General features: G+C 73.0%; 20 protein-coding genes. 4 read left to right on the plus strand and 16 right to left on the minus strand.

Annotated features, from left to right (window positions below):
• Nucleotides 1–15 precede the first annotated feature (15 nt).
• The 10 genes from ACRAKH_RS03740 to ACRAKH_RS03785 form a co-directional block, all read right to left on the minus strand.
• Entirely contained in the window at nt 16–663 is a 648-nt protein-coding gene (locus tag ACRAKH_RS03740) for a LuxR C-terminal-related transcriptional regulator (protein ID WP_380727710.1), read from the minus strand.
• Complete coding sequence (locus ACRAKH_RS03745; RefSeq protein ID WP_447009628.1) at nt 615–1892, minus strand: sensor histidine kinase; 1278 nt, start codon at nt 1890–1892, stop codon at nt 615–617. Before ACRAKH_RS03745 ends, ACRAKH_RS03740 begins: the two co-directional genes overlap by 49 nt.
• Before the next feature lie 59 nt (nt 1893–1951).
• Entirely contained in the window at nt 1952–2821 is an 870-nt protein-coding gene (gene pqqB / locus ACRAKH_RS03750; protein WP_380727706.1) for a pyrroloquinoline quinone biosynthesis protein PqqB, read from the minus strand.
• Between the two features lie 90 nt (nt 2822–2911).
• Entirely contained in the window at nt 2912–3967 is a 1056-nt protein-coding gene (gene pqqE / locus ACRAKH_RS03755; RefSeq protein WP_380727703.1) for a pyrroloquinoline quinone biosynthesis protein PqqE, read from the minus strand.
• On the minus strand, nt 3960–4229 hold the full coding sequence (pqqD, locus tag ACRAKH_RS03760) for a pyrroloquinoline quinone biosynthesis peptide chaperone PqqD (RefSeq protein ID WP_380727701.1): 270 nt from the start codon (nt 4227–4229) through the stop codon (nt 3960–3962). The genes pqqE and pqqD overlap by 8 nt, the downstream gene beginning before the upstream one ends.
• Nucleotides 4226–4945: a pyrroloquinoline-quinone synthase PqqC gene (pqqC, locus tag ACRAKH_RS03765; protein ID WP_380727699.1), complete on the minus strand. Its 720-nt coding sequence runs from the start codon at nt 4943–4945 to the stop codon at nt 4226–4228. Before pqqC ends, pqqD begins: the two co-directional genes overlap by 4 nt.
• Before the next feature lie 83 nt (nt 4946–5028).
• Nucleotides 5029–5124, minus strand: coding sequence for a pyrroloquinoline quinone precursor peptide PqqA (gene pqqA, locus ACRAKH_RS03770; RefSeq protein ID WP_073895738.1), 96 nt, complete (start codon nt 5122–5124; stop codon nt 5029–5031).
• A gap of 109 nt (nt 5125–5233) precedes the next feature.
• Complete coding sequence (locus ACRAKH_RS03775) at nt 5234–6397, minus strand: polysaccharide deacetylase (protein ID WP_447009629.1); 1164 nt, start codon at nt 6395–6397, stop codon at nt 5234–5236.
• A gap of 78 nt (nt 6398–6475) precedes the next feature.
• Nucleotides 6476–7180, minus strand: coding sequence for a class F sortase (locus ACRAKH_RS03780; protein ID WP_447009630.1), 705 nt, complete (start codon nt 7178–7180; stop codon nt 6476–6478).
• Entirely contained in the window at nt 7177–8598 is a 1422-nt protein-coding gene (locus ACRAKH_RS03785; RefSeq protein ID WP_380729862.1) for an MSCRAMM family protein, read from the minus strand. The genes ACRAKH_RS03780 and ACRAKH_RS03785 overlap by 4 nt, the downstream gene beginning before the upstream one ends.
• A gap of 230 nt (nt 8599–8828) precedes the next feature.
• On the opposite strand from ACRAKH_RS03785, the gene ACRAKH_RS03790 reads away from it, so the two are divergent.
• Nucleotides 8829–9629, plus strand: a complete 801-nt coding sequence (locus ACRAKH_RS03790) for a Bax inhibitor-1/YccA family protein (RefSeq protein WP_380729860.1) — start codon at nt 8829–8831, stop codon at nt 9627–9629.
• A 131-nt stretch (nt 9630–9760) separates the two neighbouring features.
• Here ACRAKH_RS03790 and ACRAKH_RS03795 read toward each other — a convergent pair whose 3' ends face one another.
• The 3 genes from ACRAKH_RS03795 to ACRAKH_RS03805 are packed head-to-tail and all read right to left on the minus strand — an operon-like array spanning nt 9761 to nt 12277.
• Nucleotides 9761–9988 (minus strand): hypothetical protein, encoded by a 228-nt coding sequence (locus ACRAKH_RS03795; protein WP_380729858.1) that lies wholly within the window; start codon nt 9986–9988, stop codon nt 9761–9763.
• Nucleotides 9989–10040: 52 nt separating this feature from the next.
• On the minus strand, nt 10041–11261 hold the full coding sequence (locus tag ACRAKH_RS03800) for an acetyl-CoA C-acetyltransferase (protein WP_380729856.1): 1221 nt from the start codon (nt 11259–11261) through the stop codon (nt 10041–10043).
• 56 nt (nt 11262–11317) lie between these two features.
• Nucleotides 11318–12277 carry an SGNH/GDSL hydrolase family protein gene (locus tag ACRAKH_RS03805; protein WP_447009631.1) on the minus strand — a complete coding sequence of 320 codons (960 nt, stop codon included), beginning with the start codon at nt 12275–12277 and terminating at the stop codon, nt 11318–11320.
• 96 nt (nt 12278–12373) lie between these two features.
• Here ACRAKH_RS03805 and ACRAKH_RS03810 point away from each other — a divergent pair, with 96 nt between their 5' ends.
• The 3 genes from ACRAKH_RS03810 to ACRAKH_RS03820 all read left to right on the plus strand — a co-directional run bounded on the left by ACRAKH_RS03810 (nt 12374) and on the right by ACRAKH_RS03820 (nt 16173).
• Nucleotides 12374–13744, plus strand: a complete 1371-nt coding sequence (locus tag ACRAKH_RS03810; protein WP_380721975.1) for a cystathionine beta-synthase — start codon at nt 12374–12376, stop codon at nt 13742–13744.
• Between the two features lie 105 nt (nt 13745–13849).
• Nucleotides 13850–14935 carry an RDD family protein gene (locus ACRAKH_RS03815; protein WP_447009632.1) on the plus strand — a complete coding sequence of 362 codons (1086 nt, stop codon included), beginning with the start codon at nt 13850–13852 and terminating at the stop codon, nt 14933–14935.
• 86 nt (nt 14936–15021) lie between these two features.
• Nucleotides 15022–16173: a cystathionine gamma-synthase gene (locus tag ACRAKH_RS03820; RefSeq protein WP_380721971.1), complete on the plus strand. Its 1152-nt coding sequence runs from the start codon at nt 15022–15024 to the stop codon at nt 16171–16173.
• Between the two features lie 75 nt (nt 16174–16248).
• Here ACRAKH_RS03820 and ACRAKH_RS03825 read toward each other — a convergent pair whose 3' ends face one another.
• The 3 genes from ACRAKH_RS03825 to hppD form a co-directional block, all read right to left on the minus strand.
• The gene (locus ACRAKH_RS03825; RefSeq protein ID WP_380721969.1) at nt 16249–16521 is read right to left on the minus strand and encodes a DUF2277 domain-containing protein; all 273 of its coding nucleotides are present in this window, start codon (nt 16519–16521) and stop codon (nt 16249–16251) included.
• A gap of 22 nt (nt 16522–16543) precedes the next feature.
• Nucleotides 16544–16777 carry a hypothetical protein gene (locus ACRAKH_RS03830; RefSeq protein WP_380721967.1) on the minus strand — a complete coding sequence of 78 codons (234 nt, stop codon included), beginning with the start codon at nt 16775–16777 and terminating at the stop codon, nt 16544–16546.
• A 189-nt stretch (nt 16778–16966) separates the two neighbouring features.
• Nucleotides 16967–18148, minus strand: a complete 1182-nt coding sequence (hppD, locus tag ACRAKH_RS03835; RefSeq protein ID WP_380721965.1) for a 4-hydroxyphenylpyruvate dioxygenase — start codon at nt 18146–18148, stop codon at nt 16967–16969.
• Nucleotides 18149–18156 lie beyond the last annotated feature (8 nt).

The following is an 18156-nucleotide window of genomic DNA, read 5'->3' on the forward strand; positions in this document are numbered from 1 at the left end:
AGCCTAAGAAACGATTTACACCCGGTCCAAATAGGCCAGCACGGCGAGCACCCGCCGGTTGTCGTCCCCGGACAACGGCAGGTCCAACTTGCCGAAGATGTTCGCGATGTGTTTGCCGACCGCTTTCTCGGTGACGAACAGCCGCCCGGCGATCGCGCCGTTGGAACGGCCCTCGGCCATCAGCGAGAGCACTTCCCGCTCGCGCGGCGTCAACGTCGTCAGCGGTCGGTCCCGCGCGCCGCGGGCGAGCAGTTGCGTGATGACCTCGGGGTCCATCGCGGTGCCGCCCGCGGCCACCCGTCGAATGGCGTCGATGAACTGCTTCACGTCCGACACGCGGTCCTTCAGGAGGTAGCCGACCGCGCCGCCGCGGTCGGACAGCAGTTCCCGCGCGTAAAGCTGCTCCACGTACTGCGAGAGGACCAGCACCGGCAATCGCGGCACCCGCTTGCGGGCCTCGATCGCGGCCCGCAACCCCTCGTCGGTGAACGTCGGAGGCAGGCGCACGTCGACCACCGCCACGTCCGGGCGGTGGTCGACGAGGGCCTTGAGTAGGGCGGGACCGGAGTCGACCGCCTCGACGACGTCGAAGTCGTAGGCCTGGAGCAGCCGGATCAGGCCGTCCCGGAGGAGGACGAGGTCTTCACCGAGGACAACGCGCACGGCAGCTCCATGGTCACGATGGTCGGCCCGCCCACCGGGCTCGCGATGCCGAGTGTGCCGTCGAACGCGGCCAGCCTGCGCTCGATCCCGCGCAACCCGCCGCCCTCGCCCGCCACGGCCCCGCCCCGCCCGTCGTCGCCGATCATCAGCGACAGCCGGCCGCCCTCGTGCCGCACCCGCAGCCACGCCGAGGTCGCGCCGCTGTGCTTGGCCGCGTTCGTCAGCGTCTCGGCCACCGCGAAGTAGGCCGCCGACTCGACCGGCGCCTCCGGCCGCCCGGCCAGCTCCACGTCGACGTCCACGGGCAGCGGGTGGGCCAGCGCCAGCGCGCGCAACGCGCCGTCCAGCCCGCGGTCGGCCAGCACCGGCGGGTGGATGCCGCGCACCAGGTCGCGCAGCTCCGCCAGCGCCACGGTGGACGACTGGCGTGCCTCCGCCAGCAGCTTCAGCGCCGCGTCCGGGTCGTGGGCCAGCAGCTCCTCGGCCATGCCGAGGCTCAGGCCGAGCGCCACCAGCCGCGCCTGCGCGCCGTCGTGCAGGTCCCGTTCGATCCGGCGCAGCTCGGCGGCCTGCGCGTCGACCGTGTCGGCCCGCGAGTCGGCCAGCACCCGCACCCGGTCGGTCAGCGCGGCGGTGGCGCTGGGCGCGAGCAGCCACTTGACGACGGTCGCGTGCAGCCGGGCGAACCGGGGCGTGGACCACCACGCCAGCGCCAGGAACGCGATGCCCAGCAGCGGCGCGAGCACGAAGCTGCCGGGGGTGGTGGCGGTCATCGCGACGTACTCGACGTCGTCGGCGTCGAGCCAGATCAGCGGGACCACGAAGCCGAGCACACCGTTGATCCAGAACGCGACGGGCAGCACGCCGCAGACCACGCCGAGGATCGCGTTCAGCGGCAGGAACGCCAGGTCGCGCCACGTCGCCGGGTCGGTGGCGATGGTGCGGACCCTGGTCATCGGGCCGCGGTTCTCCGGCGCCCGGTGCGGCGCGGGGACCTCCACGCCCAGCACGCGCGACGCCCACCACCGGCAGAGGCCGGTGTAGCGGCGGGCCAGCGCCGTGGCCACGAGCAGCAGCGGCACGCCCAAAGTCACCAGGATCAGCGGGTAGGCCACCAGCTGGAGCGGGATCAGCAGCAGCCCGACGAGGGACAGCGGTGTCCGCGCCAGCCCCAGCGCGGCCTGCGTCAGCCTGGCGCGGGTGGCGCGCACGAGGTCGTGGTCCGTCATGGCCCCGATTCTTCCGGCTGCCCACCGGTGAATCGGTGGGTCTAACCCCCCAATCGACGTCAGAGGACGATCACCGCGCCGTCCTCGACGACCTCCACGCCCGCGCCGGTGACCTCGGCGTGCTCCGGCGACGCCGGGTCGAGCACCGGGTTGGTGTTGTTCAGGTGGGTGTAGATCCGCCGGGTCGCCGGGTGGCGGCGCAGCTCCGGGAGGCTGTGCGCGATCGGCAGGTGGCCCATCGCGGCCTGCCCGCTCGGCCGGCCGGTCGCCGCGCCCATCTCCGACGGGGCGTGGAACGTGCCGTCGAGCAGCACCACGTCCGCCTCCTCGACCAGCGCGTCGAACCCCGGCGGCCAGGACGCCAGGCACGGCGCGTACAGCAGCACGCCGCCCGTGGCCGGGTCGCGGAACCGGTACGCCACCACCCAGTGCCCGTCCGGGCCGGTGGCGTACCGGGGCCGCTTGCCGCTGACCGGGAACGCGGTCACCTCCAGCCCGCCGTCCAGCAGGACCGGCCGCTGCGGCTCCACCGGCCGCCACGCCCACTCCGCGTACGTCGCCAGCACGTCCCTGGTGGGCGTGAGGGCGTCCAGCACGGCCCGCGGCGCGTGCACCCGCAGGCCGGCCGCGCCGCGCAGCACCGCCAGGCCCAGCGTGTGGTCCAGCTCGGCGTCGGTGAGCAGGACGCCGCGGACCGGCGTGTCCCGCGGGCCGGGACCTGGCGCGAGGTCGGGCGTGGCGGCGAGCTGCGCGCCGAGGTCCGGAGAGGTGTTGACCAGCCACCAGCCCACGCCGTCGCCGCTCACGGCCAGCGAGTCCTGCGTGCGCGCGGGCAGCCGACCCGCCCGCACCGCCGCGCACGGCCCGCACGCGCAGTTCCACTGCGGCACACCGCCCCCGGCCGCCGTCCCGAGCACGACCACCCTCACCGCACGACCCTCCGCCGCAGCACGTCCCACCCCGCCGCCACCCTCACCGCACGCTCTCGCACCGCAGCACGTCCCACCCCGCCGCAACCCTCACCGCACGACCGCCCGGTGCTCCACCTCGCCCGGCGCGCCGGCCAGGATCGCGTCCACCAGGCCGCGGTGCGGCGAGAGCGAGCACACCGGATCGGTCGCCGCCGCGTCGCCGGTCAGCTGGAACGCCTGGCACCGGCAACCGCCGAAGTCCACCTCGCGCCGCGCGCAGGTGCGGCACGGGTCGCGCATCCACCCGAAGCCCCGGAACGCCTCGAACGCGGGCGACGTGTGCCAGATGTCGGCCAGCGCCCGGTCCGCGACGTTCTCCACGCCCAACCCGTCGATCACGCCCGCCGCCGGGCACGGCAGCACGTCCCCGTTCGGCGTCACGGTCAGCTGCCGCGCGCCCCACCCGTGCATGCACGGCTTCGGGTGCGCCTCGTGGTAGTCGGCGATCACGTACACGATCTCCATCGCCGACCGCGCCCGCTCCGCCGCCACCACCTCACCGGCCCGCGCCAGTTGCTCCCGCGTCGGCAGCAACGCGGCCCGGTTGCGCAACGCCCAGCCGTAGTACTGGGTGTTGGCCAGCTCCAGCCGGTCCGCGCCCAGGCGCTCCGCCAGCGCGACGATCTCGGCGACGTGGTCCACGTTCAGCCGGTGCAGCACCACGTTCACGGTCAGCGGCAGCCCCGCGTCCCGCACGGCGCGGGCGGCCGTCAGCTTGTGCCCGAACGCCTTCACGCCCGCGATGCGGTTGGCGCCGGCCTCCTGCGCGTCCTGCACGGACAGCTGCACGTGGTCGACACCGGGCAGCCCCGCGAGCCGTTCGGGGGTGAGCCCGAGGCCGCTGGTCACCAGGTTCACGTAGCAGCCGAGCCCGGACGCGTGGCCGACCAGCTCGGGCAGGTCCGCGCGCGCCAGCGGCTCACCGCCGGACAGGTGCACCTGCCACACGCCCAGCGCGCGGGCCTGGTCGAACACCGAGCACCACGCCGCCGTGCCCAGCTCGTCGTCGCGGCCGACCAGGTCGACGGGGTTCGAGCAGTACCCGCACCGCAGCGGGCACCGGTGGGTCAGCTCGGCGAGCAGGCCGAACGGCGCCTCAGCCATCGACTTCCACCACCCGGCGCGCCACCAGCCGGGCCACCAGCTCGGCGACGTCCGCGGGCTCGACGCCGTCGAACTCGTCGGCCAGCCGCCGCGCGATGCCCGCCACGGACGTCCGCCCGTCGCACAGCCCCACCACCGCGGCGGCCGTCTCGTTGAGCACCAGCACGCCCTCCGGGAACAGCACGACGTGACCGGCCCTGGCTTCGTCGTAGGCCGTCTTGACGCCCCGGCGCAGGCGCGGCACGGCGTCGGGCGCGGTCACGACGAGCCGCCAGCGCAGTGGTAGTCGACGGCGTCCAGCAACCCCCGCAGCACGTCGCACTTGAACGCCAGCGCGGCGACCGCCGCCTCCTGCTGCCCGCGCGTCCGGCAGTGGCGCACCACTATGTCCACAGTGGACTTCCCCTCGTCGGCGACGACCCCGAGCCGGGCGGTGAAGTAGGCGAAGCCCTCCTCGGCGATCCACGGGTAGTGCAGGCGCATGTCCGCCAGCCGGCGCGCCATCAGGTCGCGGGAGAACATCTCGGTGAGCCCGGACGCCACCGCCTCCACCCACGGCCGGGTGCGGGCGAACGTCACGTAGGCGTCCACGGCGAACCGGGTGCCCGGCAGCACGTGCCGCTCGTCCAGCACCTCCTCGCGGCTCAGCCCGACCGCCTCGGCCAGCCGCAGCCAGTCCTCCGCGCCGCCCTCGCCCGGCCGGTCGCCGTCGTGCCAGACGATCCGCTCCCGCCACGCGCGGCGGACGTCGACGTCGGGGCAGTTCGACAGGATCGCCGCGTCCTTGCGCGGTATCGCGCGCTGGTAGTACCAGCGGTTGGCGGCCCACAGCCGCAGCTCGTGCGCGGTCAGCCGGCCCTCGTGCAGCCGGAGGTGGAACGGGTGGCGGTCCCAGTAGCGGGGCGCCAGGGCGCGCAGGCGCGCGGTGAACTCGTCCGGGGTCAACGCGTCGGGGGACAACGCCACAGCACTCGGCACGGGGACGGCACCTCTCGGTCCACGCCACGCCCCTCCGGCGCCGGGCCGGAGGGGCACGGCGCCGGAGGGGCACAGCGCACGGGCTAGCTTCGAGCGGCGTAGGCGGTGACTTCCATCGGGGTGTCGACGTCCCGGAAATCGGGCTTCACCCAGGGGCGCTTCTCGGGCTCGGTGGTCATGCGCGACTCCTCGGAGGTGGTGCTTTCCGTGGGGCGGCGGTGACCCACCGTAGCGGCTTCGTCGCCCGCCGCGCCAGAGCGGCACGCGTTCCGCGCTGACCCGATCGGGTCAATTCCGCGCCGGGGGCATCCGCCGCAGCTGCTCCAGCACCACCGGGTCCTGCAGCTGCATCCACTGGATCACCTCGGTGTACGTCGCGCACACCGTCTCCGGCCGCACGCACACCTCGCCCAGGAACCCCTCCACCGCGCGGCTGAACGCGCCGCCCGCCCACTCGTTGAAGTGGTTGCCGATCACCACCGGGGCCCGGTTGCCGTTGAACGCCGCCTGGTACACCGAGCGGTACGTGTCCAGCACGATCCGCGTGTAGTCGCCCGAGTGGTCCGGCTCGTCCTTCGCCCCGTTGAGCGCGTACCAGAGGTTGAAGTCCATCATCACGACCTGCTTGCCCAGCGCGGGCACCCGCACCTCGGGCATCGGGAACTCCCACATCCCGTGCTGCACCGTCGGCCACACCACGCCCAGGCTGACGTGGCTGGTGTCGTAGGCCAGGCCGTGGGCCCTCATCGCCGGGAACGCCTGCTCCCAGACGCCCTCCAGGCACGGCGTCCGGCCGCCGCGGACCGCCGCCGGGTCGAGCTTGAACCCCTGCTGCCGGGCCCGCTCCACGATCTCGAAGAACTGGTCCAGCTCCCGGTCCCACTGCTCGGTGGTCCAGGTGCCGACGTTCGGCTCGTCGCCCTGGCAGAAGTGGCCGTTGTAGTGCGTGCCGATCTCGTGCCCGGCGTCGATGGCGTCGTTGAGGTACCCGATCCGCAGCGCCACGTCCGCCGGGGTGCCGCCGAACCCGATGGACGACTTGCCCGGCCGGTGCCCCGGCCCGGTGTACGTGCCGCCGTCCTGGTTGGCCACCAGGTACACGCCGGACAGCAGCCCGGTGACGTGCGCACCGGACCGCCGCGCGATCGGCATGATCCGGTCCCAGTGCGGCTTGGACGCCGCGCCGTCGAACGAGAACAGCACGAACTGCGGCGGCTTCTCGCCCGGCTGCACCCGCCGCATCCACGGCGGCGGGGTCGCGGCGGGCGGCACGGTCGGCGGCGCGGCGGCGGTGCTGGTGCCCGACGTCCGCGGCGCCATCGGCAGCGGCGCGGCCAGGTCGCCCACGTCGTTGCCGGGCCTCGGCTCGCGCGCCCCCAGGACGGCCAGCACCACCAGGGTGAGTGCCAGCGCCACGCCCGTGCTGAGCCAACCCCATCGCTTCACACCCATCAGGACGACGTGGGGCGCCCCGTGGTTGCGTCGGGTGACCGATCGGCCCGCGAGCGTGCCGATCAGCCACCTCCGTGGTCACCCCACCGGGGTGGCGATCACGACCTGGTTCTCCTCGTACCCCGTCTCGCCGCCGACCCACCGGCCGCCGCACGTCACCAGCACCAGCCGGTGCGCGCCCCGCGGCCCGAACAGCTCGACGGCCCGCGCCGGCAGGTCGTCCTTGCGCACCGCCTCGACCCGGCCGACCTCGAACGCGAACGTCCGGCCCGCCGCGTCGACCACGGTCACGCGCTGCCCGACCGCCGACCGCCACAGCTCGTCGAACGGCCCGGTCATGCCCTTCCAGTTCACGTGCCCGGCGAGCACCGTCGCGCCCTCGGCCGCGCCGAGGTCGACACCCCACCACGTGGCCTCGCCGACGCCCTCGGGCACCGGCAGCACGCCGTCCGCGGTGACCTCCTGCCGGACCAGCGTCGCCACCCCGCCCTCGGGCAGCCGCACGGTCCCCGGCCGCTGGCCCTGCGGCACGGCGGGCGGGGGAGGCGTCGTCGCCGGGGGCGGCGGCGCGGGCGGCGGTGACGCGGGCGGGTTCGCGCCGACCGGCATGCCGGCCAGGTCCGCACCGCGCCCGGAGCGCGCGCTGTCGCCCAGCGGGTGCGGCACGACCGCGTCACCGGGTGTCGGCCGGCCCGCCAGCACGACCGACGGGGCCTGGGTGAACACGAGCACGGCGGACGCGAGCAGAGCCGCGACCGCCGCACCCGTCAGCGGAGCCCTCACGACCGCGCGGACGCCCGTCGCCGGACGACGAGCCCGAGCAGGACCGCGCCGGCCAGCACCACGCCGCCGAAGCCGAGCAGCGCGCCCGTCGGCGCCGTCGTGGTGTACGACGCCTTGGCCACCACGCCGGCGCCCTCGGAGCCCGCCGGGATGGTGATCGGCACGATCGGCTTGTCCGGTTTGTTCGTCAACGCCAGCGCCAGCGTCTGCCCGGCGTCGACCACCCCGCACGCCTTGGGCGGCGCGTTGGGGTCGAAGTGCTCCTCGTAGCCCTTGGCGGGCGCCACCTCGACCACGCACACCTCCTGCGGCGTGCGCAGGTCCGGCACGACCGCGGTGCCGTCGGCGGCGGTCTGGAGCACGATCGGCTCACCCTCCGGGCCGGTCAGCGCCGTGTCGTCCTGCCGCTTCGCGGGCGTCGTGCCGTCGGCCGCGGTGACGCGCAGCGCCACGCCGCCGATCGCCTTGCCGGTCTCGGCGTCGGTCTTGGCGACCTTCACCACACCGGGCGCGGTCTTCGCGGTCGTGGACGCGTTCGCGGTCAGCTTCTTCTCGCCGCCGGTCGTCACGATCCGCTGCATGGCCACGTTGCCCACCGGCACCTGGACCCTGGGCCGGTCGGCCGGGCTGTCCAGCTTCACCGTGAACGACGGGTTGGGCCCGGTCGGCACGACCTCCACCGCGAGCGCCTTGCCGTCGGCCGGCGTGGTGATCTCGCCGGTCGCGCCGCCGCCCTTCAGCGTGGCGTCGGTCAGCTCCACCGTCACCGGGACGCCGGCCACCTGCCCGCCGTCCGGCTTGGTGATGTCCACCACCCACGTGCCGGGGGCGCCGATGACCTGGTCGCCGGTCGGCGCGCTCACGCTCGCCGTCCACGGGCCGCTGTTGGCCTCGGCGTCCTGGCGCAGCCGGTCGACCGCCTGCTGGGCCTGGCCGAACTTCGCCAGCTCCCGGTAGTGGAAGTCCGCGTCGTAGGCGATCTCCTGGAAGTCCTTGGTCGGGTCCAGGTAGACCTTGTTGGCCGGGTCCGGGTAGGCCGTCCACGAGTGCAGCAGGTGCGCGAGCGCAGCCGCCTCGTCCGCCGACTTGGTGCCGGCGTACCGGAGCAGCAGGTAGGAGATGTGCGACGCCACCTTGTCAGGCAGCTTCACGCCGCCCTTGGACAGCAGCTCGTCGCCGTTCTGGTACTCCTGCGTGCTGTCCGGCGCGAGCAGCGAGTACTGCACGCACCACACGCGCTGGCCGCGCCACTGGTACGAGCCGAGCCAGTCGCCCTCGCCCGCCGGTTTGCCGTTGTAGCCCTGCGCGGCGACTTCGTGCCCCAACTCCTCCACGGCTTGCGCGCCCGCAACAGCGGGCACGGCGAGCAAGGTCACACCGGCCGCGAGCACCGCGCCGGTGAGTCGTCTCCACCCCATGATGTCCTGAACCCCTCGGCGCGTCTGTAAGAGCTGCCTGGGTGAGCCTTACGGCTACCTGATCAGCTCGACAAGCCCCCAGCGGGGTGGAGTGCCGACTACGCTCCGCAGCGCGGGCCGTGGATTCGAGATCGACAGTCCGAGTAAAGTCGCTTTTACCCGACGGGAACCGATCGACTCGTGTGGTCGTTGAACCCCGTGACGGCGTCAGCACGCCACAGGAGGACGAGGTGCGTACCACCAGCAACCCCGCGTTCCGCAACCTGCCGACCGGCGGCGGTAGCGGTAACTACGCAGGCTTCGGCCAGCCCTACGAGGCGCAGCAGTACGGCGGCTACCAGGGTGCGCCGCCGACCACGGGCGAGCGCCCGATCACGATCGACGACGTGGTCACCAAGACCGCGGCCACGCTCGCGATCGCCCTGGTCACCGGCTTCGTCTCGGCGTGGCTGGTGCTCTCCGGCCAGGTCCAGCCGTTCGCGCTGATGATCCCCGGCATGCTCATCGGCCTGGTCCTGGCCCTGGTCATCATCTTCAAGCGCATGCCCAGCGCGCCGATGGTGCTCGCCTACTCGGCGGCCGAGGGTGTGTTCCTCGGCGCCATCACCGGCGTGTTCGAGAGCATGTTCGCCGGCATCGCGTGGCAGGCGATCCTCGGCACGTTCGGCGTGTTCGGCGCGATGCTCGTGGTCTACAAGACGGGTGCGATCCGCGTCACGCCGCGCCTGACGAAGTGGATCATCGGCGCCACCGTCGGCGTGGTCGTGCTCATGCTGGGCAACCTGATCATGAGCCTGTTCGGCGTGAACATGGGTCTGCGCGACGGCGGCACGCTCGCCATCGTGTTCAGCCTCGTCGTGATCGGCATCGCGGCGTTCAACTTCCTGTTGGACTTCGAGGCCGCCAACGAGATGATCCGCAGCGCCCTGCCGGCGAAGTACGCCTGGCTGGCCGCGTTCGGCCTGATGACCACGCTGGTCTGGCTGTACCTGGAGATCCTGCGACTGCTGTCGTACCTCCAGCGCGACTGACCGGCTCGAACCGCACCGCGCGAAGGGCGTCCCGGCTCCGGCCGGGGCGCCCTTTCGTTCGCCCACGTCCGCTTTCGTCCGCCCTGGTCCGTCGCGGTCTGTCGCGGTCGCGGTCGCGGGCCCGGTGGGGTTCAGTCGCGCCAGGCGTCGCGCCCCTCCATCGCCGACCCCACCTCGACCAGGCACGGCACGCACAGCGCGCCGGCTGGCGACCGGACCACCAGCTCCGGCGGCACGGAGTGCGCGCACGCCGCCTCGAAGTACGCCGCCCCGGCGTGCTCCCCCGAGGTCTGTTCCACCGAAAAGGCGTGGCACAGCCGGTCGTACCCGCTGTGCCACCACACGTGAGCCATCGTCACCCGACCTCCTACTCTTGGGTAGGACGCGGGGTAACAGCAATCGTGACGCGGTTCAGCTCAGTCGTTCGATGACCATGGCCATGCCCTGGCCGCCGCCGACGCACATCGTCTCCAGGCCGAACTGCTTGTCGTGGAACTGGAGCGAGTTGATCAGCGTCGTGGTGATCCGCGCGCCGGTCATCCCGAACGGGTGGCCCACGGCGATCGCGCCGCCGTTGACGTTGAGCCGGTCGAGGTCGATCCCCAGGTCCTGGTAGGACGGGATGACCTGCGCCGCGAACGCCTCGTTGATCTCCACCAGGTCGATGTCCGAGATCGACATGCCGGCCAGCGCCAGCGCCCGCTTGGACGCCTCCACCGGCCCGAGGCCCATGATCTCCGGCGACAGCCCGGACACGCCGGTCGACACGATCCGCGCCAGCGGCGTGATGCCCAGCTCGCGCGCCTTCGCGTCGCTCATGATCACCAGGGCGGCCGCGCCGTCGTTCAACGGGCAGCAGTTGCCCGCGGTCACCCGCCCGTCCGGGCGGAACACCGGCTTCAGGCCCGACACGCCCTCGATCGTCACGCCGGGGCGCGGGCCGTCGTCGGCGGACACGACTGTGCCGTCCGGCCTCGTGACGGGAGTGATCTCGCGCGCCCAAAAGCCGTTGGCGATGGCCTTCTCGGCGAGGTTCTGCGACCGCACGCCGAACTCGTCCATCTCCTGCCGCGTCACGCCCTTGGCCAGCGCCAGGTTCTCCGCCGTCTGGCCCATGGCGATGTAGATGTCGGGCAGCTGCCCGTTCTGCCGCGGGTCGACCCACTCCGACGCGCCGGACCCGGCCACGGCGGCGCTGCGGGCCTCGGCGTCGGCGAACAGCGGGTTGTGCGTGCCCGGCCACCCGTCGGACGACCCGCGCGCGAAGCTCGACACCGTCTCCACGCCGGCGCTGATGAAGACGTCGCCCTCACCCGCCTTGATCGCGTGCATCGCCATGCGGGTCGTCTGCACGCTGGACGCGCAGTAGCGGTTCACCGTCGTGCCGGGCAGGTTGTCGTACCCGGCCAGCACGGCCACCACGCGGGCCATGTTGAAGCCCTGCTCGCCGCCGGGCTGGCCGCAGCCGAGCATGAGGTCGTCGATGTCGTTCGGGTCGAGCTGCGGCACCTTCGCCAGCGCGGCCTTGAGGACCTGGACGGTCAGGTCGTCGGCGCGCACGTCCTTGAGCGAACCCTTGCCCGCGCGCCCGATGGGCGACCGGGCGGCGGAAACGATGACGGCCTCAGGCATTACGGAACTCCTTTGTTTCGCCGCAACGTGTGACGTGCAGCCTAGTTAACGCCCGTTCAGCGCGGCCACCACTCGTGACGTACGACGCCGCACAGCGGGGCCAGGAGGACGGACGTCGCCGCCTCGTACCCGGCCGCGCTCGGGTGGAACCGGTCGCGGCTGAAGTAGTCCGCCGCGCGGGCGTGGAACTCGGCCGCCAGCAGGTCGCCCAGCGCCACCGCGACCCCGCCCGCCCGCTCCACCTCCACCCGCTGCGCCCGCGCGAGCCGCCGCGACCACTCCCGCGCCACCGACCGCAGCGGCTCGGCGATCGGCCGGACCGTGCCCAGGTCGGGGCACGTGCCGACGACCACGCCGACGCCCGCCTCCCGCAGCCGCCGCACCTGCGCGCCGAGCAGCACCGCCGACTCCGCGACCGACAGCCGGGTCGTCACGTCGTTCCCGCCGATGATCACCAGCGCCACGTCCGGCGGCTCGGCCACCACCCGGTCCACCTGCGACGCCAGGTCGCGGCTGGTCGCTCCCGGGACCGCGAACGTCTCCAGCCGCACCGGCGTCCCGAGCTCGTCGGCCAGCCCGGTCGCCAGCACCACACCGGGCAACTCCGCCGGGTCGTCCACGCCCAGCCCGGCCGCCATCGAGTCACCGAGGACGGCGAACCGCACCGCCACCCCAACCCCGCCCACCTCAGCGCCGGCACCCGCGCCGCCCCCACCGTCCGCACCACCGCTACCCGCACCCGCGCCACCCCGACCGCCGGCAACGCCCGTCCCGCCGCCCCCGCCGCCCGCAGCGCCGCCCGCAGTACCCGCAGCGCCGGCGGCACCGCCCGCAGCGCCGCCGCCCGCGCCGTCCCGCCGCACGCCGTACACCCCGTCCGCCCGCAACGGCGGCGCGACCGGCGCCCCGATCACCACCCTGGCCCGCCGCGACTGCCCGGTGAACAGCCCGTACGCCACCCCCGCCAACCCGCCCACCGCACCCGCGACCACGACCACGAGCCGGGACCCCCGCATCGACAACCCCCTTCCACCAGCCAATCGTCCACCGGGGCGTCCACTGGGGCACCCATATACGCTCAGCGAGTCGTCTCAAGAAGTGGAAGGGCCGTCGTGGAGTACGTCGAGAGCGTCGTCGACCTGGTCGGCAACACGCCGCTGGTGAAGTTGAACGCGGTGGCCGAAGGGCTCCAGCCCCTCATCCTGGCCAAGGTCGAGTACCTCAACCCCGGTGGCAGCGTGAAGGACCGCATCGCGCTGCGCATGGTCGAGGCGGCCGAGCGCAGCGGCGAGCTCAAGCCCGGCGGCACGATCGTCGAGCCCACGTCGGGCAACACCGGCGTCGGCCTGGCGCTGGTGGCCCAGCGCAAGGGCTACAAGTGCGTCTTCGTCTGCCCGGACAAGGTCAGCGTGGACAAGCGCAACGTGCTGAAGGCCTACGGCGCCGAGGTCGTGGTGTGCCCGACCGCCGTGCCGCCGGAGCACCCCGACTCCTACTACAACGTCTCGGACCGCCTGGTCGCCGAGATCCCCGGCGCGTGGAAGCCCAACCAGTACGCCAACCCGGAGAACCCGGCCAGCCACTACCACGGCACGGGGCCGGAGCTGTGGCGGCAGACCGAGGGCCGGATCACGCACTTCGTCGCGGGCGTCGGCACGGGCGGCACGATCTCGGGCACCGGCAAGTACCTCAAGGAGGTCTCCGAGGGCCGGGTGAAGATCATCGGCGCGGACCCGGAGGGTTCCGTCTACTCGGGAGGCACCGGCCGGCCGTACCTCGTGGAGGGTGTCGGCGAGGACTTCTGGCCGGACGCCTACGACCGCGAGGTGTGCGACGAGATCGTCGCCGTCAGCGACGCCGACTCGTTCGAGCTGACCCGGCGGCTGGCCCGTGAGGAAGGTCTCCTCGTCGGCGGCTCGTGCGGCATGGCGGTCGCGGCGGCGCTGCGGGTCGCCGAGACCGCGGGCCCGGACGACGTGGTCGTGGTGCTGCTGCCCGACGGCGGCCGCGGCTACCTGTCGAGCGTCTTCAACGACAAGTGGATGGCGCAGTACGGCTTCCTGTCGCCCGACACGTCCGGCGCGACGGTCGGGGACGTGTTGCGGCGCAAGGACGGCACGATGCCGGACCTGGTCCACGGGCATCCCAACGAGACGGTCGCCGAGGCGGTCGCGATCATGCGCGAGTACGGCGTCTCCCAGATGCCGGTCGTCAACGCCGAGCCGCCGGTGATGGCCGCCGAGGTCGCGGGCGCGGTCAACGAGCGGGACCTGCTCGACGCGCTGTTCACCGGCAAGGCGCAGCTGACCGACCGGCTGGACAAGCACATGTCGTTGAAGCTGCCCACGATCGGCGCCGGCGAGTCCATCACCTCGGCGATGCAGGCACTGTCCTCAGCGGACGGTGCCCTGGTGCTGGAGGACGGCAAGCCCGCGGGCGTCGTCACCCGGCAGGACATCCTGGGTTTCCTCGCCGGTCGCTGAACCTGGACGCGTTCACCGGTTGCCGGCCACCGGGGCGGCGCCATCCGCTAGCGTTGGCCACCGACTCATACGCCACGGCCTTTGCCAAGGGGGTTGGAAACTCCGATGAACGCTCCGCAGCCGCCAGAGAACCAGCAGTTCGGCGGTCAACACCAGCAGGAGCAGGGTGCCCAGCAGCCCCCGAACGCCGACGCGACCCAGGTCGTGCCGAGCGGTGGCCAGCCCCCTGCCTTCCCGCCGCCGGAGGCGACCCAGGTCGTCCAGCCCGGCCAGCAGCAGCAGCCGAACCCGGACGCCACGCAGGTCGTGTCGCCGGGTTCGGCGCAGCAGCCCGGTTCGAACCCGTACGGCCAGCCCGCGCAGCAGCCGGGCTCGGGCGCGTTCCCGGCCCAGCAGCCGCCGCAGCAGTACGGCCAGCCGCCGCAGCAGCCGGGCCAGTACGGCCAGCCGCCGTCGAACCCGTACGGCCAGCAGCCGCCGTCCAACCCGTACGGTCAGCCGCAGGCCAACCCGTACGCGCAGCAGCCGCCGTCGAACCCGTACGGCCAGCCCCCGGCCAACCCGTACGGCCAGCCGCCGCAGCAGCAGGCGTGGGGCGCCCAGCCCGGCTACGGCCAGCCCGCGTACGCGGCCGCGCCCGCCGGCGGGTACGCGGAGTGGGGCAGCCGCGCGGTCGGCGCGCTGATCGACTACGCCGCGCCCGGTGTCGTCGTCGCCATCCTGGCCGGCGTCGGCGCGGCGACCGGCGACCCGACGATCGCGTTGATCCTCAGCGGCGTCGCCTACCTCGGCATGCTCGGCTTCCTCATCTACAACTCCTGGTACCTGGCCGGCACCACCGGCCAGTCGATGGGCAAGAAGATCGCCAAGATCAAGCTCATCAAGGAGGAGACGGGGCAGCCGATCGGCTTCGGCAACGCCTTCGTCCGGCACCTGTGCCACTTCGTCGACTCGCTGCCCTGCTACGCGGGCTGGTTCGCCCCGCTGTGGGAGCCCAAGAAGCAGACGTGGGCCGACAAGATCCTGGGCACCGTCGTGGTGAACGCGCCGGCCGGCGTCGGCGGGGGGTACCCCGGCGGCGGGTACGGCCAGCCGCAGGCCAACCCCTACGGTCAGCCGCAACAGCCGAACCCGTACGGCCAGCCCCAGCAGCACAACCCGTACGGCCAGCAGCCGCCCCAGCAGTGGTGACGGCCCGCTAGCAGGCTCCACCGGCACCGCCCGTCGGCCGAACGGCCGGCGGGCGGTCGTCGTCCCGGTCGCCGTACCCTGGCCCCATGACGGACACCGGCCACTACGGTTTCGCGACCAGGGCTATCCACGCCGGGCAGGACCCCGACCCCACGACGGGCTCGGTCATCGTGCCGATCCACGCCACCTCCACGTACGCCCAGGACGGCGTCGGCGGCCTGCGCGGCGGCTTCGAGTACTCGCGCACCGGCAACCCCACCCGGTCCGCGCTGGAGGAGTGCCTGGCCGCGCTCGAAGGCGGCAGGCACGGGCGCGCCTTCGCCTCCGGCATGGGCGCGACCGACACCGCGCTGCGCGCCCTGTGCCGGCCGGGCGACCACATCGTCATCCCGAACGACGCCTACGGCGGCACGTTCCGGCTGATCGACAAGGTGCTGTCGCAGTGGGGTGTCGAGCACACGCCGGTGCCGCTGTCCGACGTCGACGCGGTGCGCGCCGCGGTCCGCCCGAACACCAAGGTCATCTGGGTCGAGACGCCCACCAACCCGCTGCTGAACATCGCCGACATCGCCCTCCTCGCCGAGGTGGCGCACTCGGCGGGCGCGCGGCTCGTGGTCGACAACACGTTCGCCTCGCCGTACCTCCAGAGCCCGCTGGCCCTGGGCGCGGACGTGGTGCTGCACTCGACCACCAAGTACGTGGGTGGCCACTCCGACGTCGTCGGCGGCGCCCTCGTCACGTCGGACGACGAGCTCGACGCGCAGTTCGGCTTCCTCCAGAACGGCGCGGGCGCCGTGCCCGGCCCGTTCGACGCGTGGCTGACCCTGCGCGGCCTGAAGACGCTCGAAGTGCGCATGGAACGGCACTCCGACAACGCCGAGAAGGTCGCCGAGGCGCTGCTGCGGCACCCGAAGGTGACCCGCGTGCTGTACCCGGGCCTGCCCGAGCACCCCGGCCACGAGGTCGCGGCGAAGCAGATGCGCCGCTTCGGCGGGATGATCTCGTTCACCGTCGAGGGCGGCGAGGAGGCGGCGCTGGCCGTCTGCTCGCGCACGAAGCTGTTCACGCTGGCCGAGTCGCTGGGCGGCGTCGAGTCGCTGATCGAGCACCCCGGCAAGATGACCCACGCCAGCACCGCGGGCTCGCTCCTGCAGGTGCCCGCCGACCTGGTGCGCGTGTCCGTGGGCATCGAGTCGGCCGACGACCTGGTCGCCGACCTCGTCGAGGCGCTGGACTGACCCCCGGACCGGCACCCGGACCCCGTGCTCGGTCGAGTGCGGGGTCCGCGCCGTTCCGGCGGTGGCCGGGCGGGGTCAGCGCGCGCCGTAGCGGGCGGCGGAGCGTTCCTTCGCCTTGGCGGCCTCGACCTCGCGGTCACGCGGCGGGGCCTTCGTGACCAGGGAGTCGAGGAGGACGCGGGTGGCCTCGACGACCGCCTCGACGGCCGCGTCGAACGCCTCCTGGTTGGCCGCCGACGGGTGCGTGGACCCGCTGACCTTGCGCACGTACTGCACGGCCGCCGCGCGGACCTCGTCCTCGGTGGCGGGCGGCTCGAAGTTGTGGAGCACCCTGATGTTGCGACACATGGGTCCACTATCGCCCATGACGTCAGGGTTTGACGTCGTACCGCGCGTTCTCCACCCGGGGCGGCACGGCCGGCAGGCGGTCGGCGTCCACGCACCCGCCGACGAACTCGACCACGCCGTCGCGTTCCACGAACCGGCCGGTCTCCGCGCACCCGGCGTGGGCCACGGTGAAGAACGCCGCGCCGGTCAACGCGACGGCGGTGGCCACCGCTCCGGCGAGCGGGAGCAGCGCGGTGACCCGTAGCGCGAGCGCCATGCCACCCTCCAGGTGAATGCGGTGTGAGATACCCCCGCACCGAGAGTACCGGTCCCGGCGCGCCTGGTAGGGCATCATCAGCGTTCCGACGGGGAAGGCCGGCCCGGGGGTGCCCGGACCGGCCCGTTGTCGGCTCAACGTCGGGGGCCGCCCCGACGTTCCCGCCCAGCGCCAGAGAGTGCCTCGGCGCTACAGATTGCCTCGGCGGGCCTGCTCCCTCTCGATCGCCTCGAACAGCGCCTTGAAGTTGCCCTTGCCGAAGCCGAGCGACCCGTGCCGCTCGATCAGCTCGTAGAACACCGTCGGACGGTCGCCGATCGGTTTGGTGAAGATCTGGAGCAGGTACCCGTCCTCGTCCCGGTCGACCAGGATGCGGTGCTCCTTCAGCACCTCGATCGGCACGCGCACCTCGCCGATGCGCGCCCGGAGCTCCGGGTCGTCGTAGTACGAGTCGGGGGTGTCCAGGAACTCGACGCCGGCCGCCCGCATCGCGGTCAGCGTGGCCACGATGTCGTTGGTCGCGAGCGCGATGTGCTGCACGCCCGCGCCCTCGTAGAACTCCAGGTACTCGTCGATCTGCGACTTCTTCTTCGCGATCGCCGGCTCGTTGAGCGGGAACTTCACCCGGTGGTTGCCGTTGGACACCACCTTGCTCATCAGCGCCGAGTAGTCGGTGGCGATGTCGTCGCCGACGAACTCCGCCATGTTCACGAAGCCCATCACCCGGTTGTAGAACTCGACCCAGTGGTCCATCCGGCCGAGCTCGACGTTGCCCACGCAGTGGTCGACCGCCTGGAACAACCGCTTCGGCGCGCCTTCCGGCCGCACGACCGTGCTCTCCCGGGCCACGTACCCCGGCAGGTAGGGGCCGGTGTACCGGGACCGGTCGACGAGGGTGTGGCGGGTCTCGCCGTAGGTCGCGATGGCGGCGACGCGGACCGTGCCGTGCTCGTCGCTGAGGTCGTGCGGCTCTTCGAGGACGGTCGCCCCCTGCGCCCGGGCGTGCTCGACGCACTTGTCGACGTCCCCGACCTCCAGCGCGAGGTCCACGACGCCGTCGCCGTGCTTGCGGTGGTGGTCGAGCAGCGGGCTGTCCGGCCGGACGCCGCCGTTGATCACGAACCGCGCCGATCCGGACTTGAGCACGAAGGACTTGTGGTCCCGCTGCCCGGTCTCCGGCCCGGAGTACGCGACGAGCTGCATCCCGAAGGCGACCTGGTAGAACCACGCGGTCTGGGTCGCGTTGCCGACCACGAAGACCACGGCGTCCATCGAGCGGACGGGGAACGGGTCGCGCGTCCCGTCGTAGTCGACCAGGCCCACGAGTTGGCGGAGCTGGTCGTAGCTCACGTCGTCAAGCTGCTGCGTCATGCCCACAG

The sequence above is a fragment of the Saccharothrix hoggarensis genome (assembly GCF_052936025.1).

Coding starts and splice junctions, on each gene's coding strand:
- ACRAKH_RS03830 (WP_380721967.1), bottom strand. CDS start 16,777: ATGGCGCTCGCGCTACGGGTCACCGCGCTGCTCCCGCTCGCCGGAGCG.
- ACRAKH_RS03820 (WP_380721971.1), top strand. CDS start 15,022: ATGACGGACACCGGCCACTACGGTTTCGCGACCAGGGCTATCCACGCC.
- hppD (WP_380721965.1), bottom strand. CDS start 18,148: ATGACGCAGCAGCTTGACGACGTGAGCTACGACCAGCTCCGCCAACTC.
- pqqA (WP_073895738.1), bottom strand. CDS start 5,124: ATGACCACCGAGCCCGAGAAGCGCCCCTGGGTGAAGCCCGATTTCCGG.
- ACRAKH_RS03785 (WP_380729862.1), bottom strand. CDS start 8,598: ATGGGGTGGAGACGACTCACCGGCGCGGTGCTCGCGGCCGGTGTGACC.
- ACRAKH_RS03805 (WP_447009631.1), bottom strand. CDS start 12,277: ATGCGGGGGTCCCGGCTCGTGGTCGTGGTCGCGGGTGCGGTGGGCGGG.
- ACRAKH_RS03775 (WP_447009629.1), bottom strand. CDS start 6,397: ATGGGTGTGAAGCGATGGGGTTGGCTCAGCACGGGCGTGGCGCTGGCA.
- ACRAKH_RS03815 (WP_447009632.1), top strand. CDS start 13,850: ATGAACGCTCCGCAGCCGCCAGAGAACCAGCAGTTCGGCGGTCAACAC.
- ACRAKH_RS03745 (WP_447009628.1), bottom strand. CDS start 1,892: ATGACGGACCACGACCTCGTGCGCGCCACCCGCGCCAGGCTGACGCAG.
- ACRAKH_RS03825 (WP_380721969.1), bottom strand. CDS start 16,521: ATGTGTCGCAACATCAGGGTGCTCCACAACTTCGAGCCGCCCGCCACC.
- ACRAKH_RS03800 (WP_380729856.1), bottom strand. CDS start 11,261: ATGCCTGAGGCCGTCATCGTTTCCGCCGCCCGGTCGCCCATCGGGCGC.
- pqqE (WP_380727703.1), bottom strand. CDS start 3,967: ATGGCTGAGGCGCCGTTCGGCCTGCTCGCCGAGCTGACCCACCGGTGC.